Origin of the sequence: Paenibacillus sp. AR247 (genome assembly GCF_002968895.1) — a bacterium.
Classification (GTDB): Bacteria; Bacillota; Bacilli; order Paenibacillales; family Paenibacillaceae; genus Paenibacillus_AQ; species Paenibacillus_AQ favisporus.
The window spans coordinates 133,837-138,745 of sequence record NZ_PCZT01000025.1 but is presented as its reverse complement, the minus strand read 5'-3'; the positions used below and the strand labels follow the sequence as shown (position 1 = coordinate 138,745).

The 4,909-nt window shown below is 42.6% G+C and carries 6 protein-coding genes; all 6 read left to right on the top strand.

Annotated features, from left to right (window positions below; translation table 11 throughout):
- Window positions 1-171: 171 nt before the first annotated feature.
- The 6 genes from CPT76_RS33425 to CPT76_RS33395 all read left to right on the top strand — a co-directional run bounded on the left by CPT76_RS33425 (window position 172) and on the right by CPT76_RS33395 (window position 4,860).
- Window positions 172-1,350 carry an alanyl-tRNA editing protein gene (locus tag CPT76_RS33425; protein WP_105445966.1) on the top strand — a complete coding sequence of 393 codons (1,179 nt, stop codon included), beginning with the start codon at window positions 172-174 and terminating at the stop codon, window positions 1,348-1,350.
- A gap of 232 nt (window positions 1,351-1,582) precedes the next feature.
- Complete coding sequence (locus tag CPT76_RS33420) at window positions 1,583-1,837, top strand: hypothetical protein (protein WP_105445965.1); 255 nt, start codon at window positions 1,583-1,585, stop codon at window positions 1,835-1,837.
- Between the two features lie 631 nt (window positions 1,838-2,468).
- Window positions 2,469-3,248, top strand: coding sequence for an N-formylglutamate amidohydrolase (locus CPT76_RS33410; protein ID WP_105445964.1), 780 nt, complete (start codon window positions 2,469-2,471; stop codon window positions 3,246-3,248).
- A 47-nt stretch (window positions 3,249-3,295) separates the two neighbouring features.
- Window positions 3,296-3,805, top strand: coding sequence for a P-loop NTPase family protein (locus CPT76_RS33405; RefSeq protein ID WP_258169044.1), 510 nt, complete (start codon window positions 3,296-3,298; stop codon window positions 3,803-3,805).
- 87 nt (window positions 3,806-3,892) lie between these two features.
- The gene (locus tag CPT76_RS33400) at window positions 3,893-4,381 is read left to right on the top strand and encodes a DUF4830 domain-containing protein (RefSeq protein ID WP_258169043.1); all 489 of its coding nucleotides are present in this window, start codon (window positions 3,893-3,895) and stop codon (window positions 4,379-4,381) included.
- Between the two features lie 41 nt (window positions 4,382-4,422).
- Window positions 4,423-4,860 carry a GNAT family N-acetyltransferase gene (locus CPT76_RS33395; RefSeq protein WP_105445963.1) on the top strand — a complete coding sequence of 146 codons (438 nt, stop codon included), beginning with the start codon at window positions 4,423-4,425 and terminating at the stop codon, window positions 4,858-4,860.
- Window positions 4,861-4,909 lie beyond the last annotated feature (49 nt).

The window sequence follows — 4,909 nt, the reverse complement described above, 5'->3', positions numbered from 1 at the left end:
ATTTTTAAGAGATAGAAAGTATAAGTTTCGGAGCCTCCACTTCCTGATCTCGCAAGAAAAACTTCCGCTAAATGCGGTCTGTCTTCTTTGAAGGTACGTCGATAGATGTTTTCTTATAGTAAGCTGGATTTAAAGTGAATTTAACCATGACAGGACAGTGAGGAAACGAACATGACGAAAAAGCTATATTACGAATCTGCATATACCCGGGAATGGGAGACGCGCATGACGCGCAAAGTGGAGCGGGAAGACGGAACTTATGTGGTCCTGGAGGAGACTGCCTTTTATCCGCACGGCGGAGGACAGCCCTGTGACCTGGGGTGGATCGATACGATCCCAGTGCTGGATGTCGTTCTGGAGGAGGGAGAAATCCTGCATAAGGTCGAGCGTTTACCTGAAAAAGAAGACGTTCGCTGCCGATTGGATTGGGACAGAAGGTTCGACCATATGCAGCATCACAGCGGCCAGCACTTGCTGTCGGCGATGTGTCTGGAGGTGTGTAAAGCGGAGACGCTCAGCTTCCACTTAGGTGAGGATTACGCCACCATTGATATCGCACGGTCTGACCTGCCTCCGCACGAGCTGATGATGCTGGAGCTGGAAGTGAATGATCAGGTTTACTTGAATCGAAAAGTAACGAGTTATTTTGTGAGTCAGGAGCAGGCAGCGGCCCTGCCTCTGGTGAAGCAGCCGAAGGTGACTGATAATATTCGGATCGTTGAGATTGAAGGCATCGAGTATAACGCCTGCGGCGGTACGCATGTCTCTGCAACGGGTGAAATCGGGATGATCAAACTGCTGAGAGCCGAGAAGCAGAAGGGGCATACGCGTGTTTATTTTAAATGCGGCTATCGTGCGCTTAGAGAATTTAATGCTGGCATGGAGATTCTCGGCAGCTTGTCGGCCCGGTTCAATACCGCCAAGGAAGAAATTATGGACCGGATTACAAAATGGGATCAGGAGCAGAAGCAGCTCCAGGCTGAATTAACCGCGGTAAAAGCTGAGAATGACGCTTACCTGGCTGAGAAGCTACTAGCCGACTGTCAGGGCAGCCTGATCAAGCATGCTTTTGCGGACAAGCCGCTGAAAGATATGCAGAACCTGGCGGCCAAACTTACCGAGCAAGCGGATGTGATCGTACTTTTCGTATCGGGTGCGGACCACAAGGTGCTTCTCGCCCGGGGAGGAGGCAGTGAACTCGCCTGCGGCGCGCTATTTAAGCAGCATCTGGCCGATTATCGCGGTAAAGGCGGAGGCAGCGATAAAATGGCGCAGGCCGGTTTTGCCAACGGGGAGGATGCCATGGCGTTTTACCATTTTGCGGGGGAGTTATTAACTACTTCAATTTAAACAATAAGATAAAGCAAAGACCCACCCCAAGGTTAGCGCCAAAGGTGGGTCTTTATTCTGATCGCTTAGAAGATGTCCAGCGGGGTGTACCCGACACGGATTTTTTGTAAAGGATGATAACACAATTAAAAAATGTATGTCAAGTCATAATGACTTGGGAATACTTGGCTTTGTGTGTGATAAAATCAGGGTAGCAAGGCTAATAAGGACGATTTTATAGGAGGTAGAACGAATGAAATGGCAAGAAGTAAGGGAACTATTCCCTGACCAATTTGTTCTGGTTTCCATACTTGATTATCATGAGGAAGGCAACAACAAGATAGTAGACGAGGTTGCACCGATTCGCACAATACCAGAAGAAGATGCTAATAAAGAGTTTTTTCAAGCGAGGCCTGGGAATGTCGTGTATCATACTTCAAAACAAGATTTTGTGATTCATATACGCCGGGATCCATTAATGGGGGTGAGACGTAATAGTAATGGATAGCTTCTTAATAGACATATTTCATGAAATGAAGAACAGCTTTATTTTCTATTGGTCTCCAGATTCAAGGAGCAGGTTTATAGATGCCAATCTTTTAATGGGGGATAAACTAATTTGTCGTTAATGAGAATTAAGGTACCGGCAGGTTTTGCCGTTTGCTATAACAAATTTGAAGACATTGAACTTGTGAAATCTAAAGAAGATCAGTATTTAGAGAATTGGGGATATTTCACTGAGGATATATTGCAAATACATAAAATGGAGCTTCGAAAATGAAGCTGGATCATACCGGAGAAGAATAAATTCATCCTTGACCTTGGCTGGTACCCTGATTCAGACGCCGACGGTTCTTATCATTTAGTTTTGGTCAATGAAGATTGGGAAGTGATACGGAGCAAGGAATCAAGGAACAGATTCGTGATTAGGGATACGTTAGAAGAATGGATGGATCTGATCCAGAGGGGGGCTCTTCGGTTAAAAACGTGAGAAAAACGCAGAGCGCAAGCTGCTTGTATATGAAAGGATCACCTATTATTGTGATTGCAAAAATGTTTGTACGTCATCTATTGGGTTCGTAAATACAGGAACTTATGGGAAGTCAGCAAAGTACTTTGATAATTGGAGGTGAAAGAAAATAGACCCTTTCCATATCCAAAGAAGTACATCAAAATCCCCGTTTATTGCAAGTATTCCACACGGCTCCTCATTATTAACCGATGAAATGAAGTCTAGATTAGTTCCTGGAGTTATTTTGTCTAACAATGATTGGTATGTTCGCGAATTATACGATTTCTTAGACAATATTGATTTCACAGTTATATCTGCGAACTATAGTCGGTATGTTATCGACGTAAACCGGGATATGTCATTCAAGGAGAATAAAGACAATTACAGAAACTCGTTAATTTATCATAAAACTACTTTTGGAGAACAAATTTATGATACATCACCAGATGAGGCAATAATCGAAAATCGAATTGAAACGATATACCTGCCATATCATCACTGTCTTGCGCAAGAGATAGGGCAGGTTGCATCAAATCATCGAAAGGTATATTTGTTTGACCTGCATAGCTTCTATATTCAGTCTTCAGCGGATATTGTTCTTGGAACCCGAGGAGGACAGACGTGTTCAGAGGAATTCCTAAATGTACTAGTTAAAGCATTTCGAGAAGAAGGGTTCAAGGTTGAAGTAGATGCCGAGGGACTTACAGGCGGTTATATTGTATCTCATTATGGATCGCTTTCACATACAGAAGCTGTACAAATTGAAATCCGGTATACTACTTATATTGAGGATCGTATCTTCGGTAAGGAAGAAGTCATCGATAAAAACATTGATTTGTTTATAGCAGCAAAAGGGAGGTTACATAGGGCATTTATAAGGATCAAAGCTGAGTTGGAATCTCTATAAAGATGCTGACATCCTAGGATGTTCTTCAATAGAAAGGACGATAACCCTTGACGAATCGAATCGCGATCATCGGATCAGCCGGCTCCGGTAAATCTACCTTATCTCAAAAGTTAGGCGAGATTCTATCATTGCCTGTTGTTCATCTGGACCGATTTTATTGGAAACCGAACTGGACTCCAACCGTAAATGACGAATGGGATGAATTTGTGAAGGATGCTGTAAGCGAAGATCAATGGATTATCGATGGAAATTACACCAGAACCTTAGGTATTCGTTTGAGTGAAGCGGATGCCGTCATATTTTTAGATATGCCCAGACTCTTATGCATTTATAGGATTATTAAAAGACGAATCCGATATCATGGAAAAACACGACCCGATCTGAACGAGGAATGCCCCGAAAAACTGGATTGGGCTTTTTTATTTGGGTCTGGAATTATAAAAAAGAAGCCGATCCAAGGTCATGGAAGCGCTCGAACAGGTAAAGGGTCGAAAACAAGTCGTCATATTAAAGTCGAGGAAAAAGGTACAGGAGTTTTTGGATCAGGTGAAGAATGATGGGAAAATTTAGGTGAATTTTGTGTTATATATGCGGTATCATCAATATATATGTGGGAAACGAAATGTAAGGAGGCAGGTCATTCATTGCGATCCCAAATCGTTATTTTACTGATAATGATTGTCCTCGTACTTACAGGGTGCAAAGAAGACAAGAAAGAATATATGCCGTTTTATAAGCCATTGCATACAGACTATTTGCAAAAATTTGGCTGGCAGGCGGAACGCTTTGCATCGGAAACAAAATATGAAGCAAAAACTTTGCAGAGTTATAAGGATCATGTCGATACCATCCGAACGGAAGGGAACATTGATTTGGCACCGTTTTTTAACAAGGAGGTTGTAGAGACGGGTTATATCCTTAAGGAAAAAACAGATCTATACAATCAGATTGTTGCCTATATTTTAGAATCCGAAGGAAAGGTCATCGGAGGTTATCTAGAATTTAATCATGAGGTGCTGCAACCGGACGGAGTGATCGAAGTTCACCCTGGCCAAACCACACCGATGTTCGATGCCAATGATTCCAACAAGCAATTTGTGATAGGACGTATTATAAAACCAGACAGTAAATGAGTAGTGGTATTTTACTTTTGAAAGCAAGGAGATACTGTTCAATGATTACTATAAGAGAAATCACCAAAGGCGATCTGAATGACCTATCCCGTCTGTACGAGGAGCTTATGGATCACCCTACAAACTATGAAAAACTGGTAGAAGTATATCAAGTCATGCAAGCAAACGGTAACTATCATGTCCTGGGGGCTTTTAAAGATGGAATACTAGCAGGGTCCGTTATGGGGATTGTCTGCCAAGATCTTGTCGGAGAGTGCAGACCCTTCATGGTCATTGAGAACGTTGTGGTTTCAGATCGTTTTCGCAGGCTTGGCATAGGGAAGCAGTTAATGATGAATATCGAGGCCATAGCGCGGGAGAGAGACTGTTATTATGTTATTTTTGTGTCTGGTGGACAGAGAAAGGAAGCCCATGCTTTTTATGAGAAATTAGGATTTAAAGATGAGAAGGTCGAGGGGTATCGGAAGCATTTGTCTTGAAGAAGGGATGGACGTCACTCAGATACCATTTATATGAGTATTTTGAAAA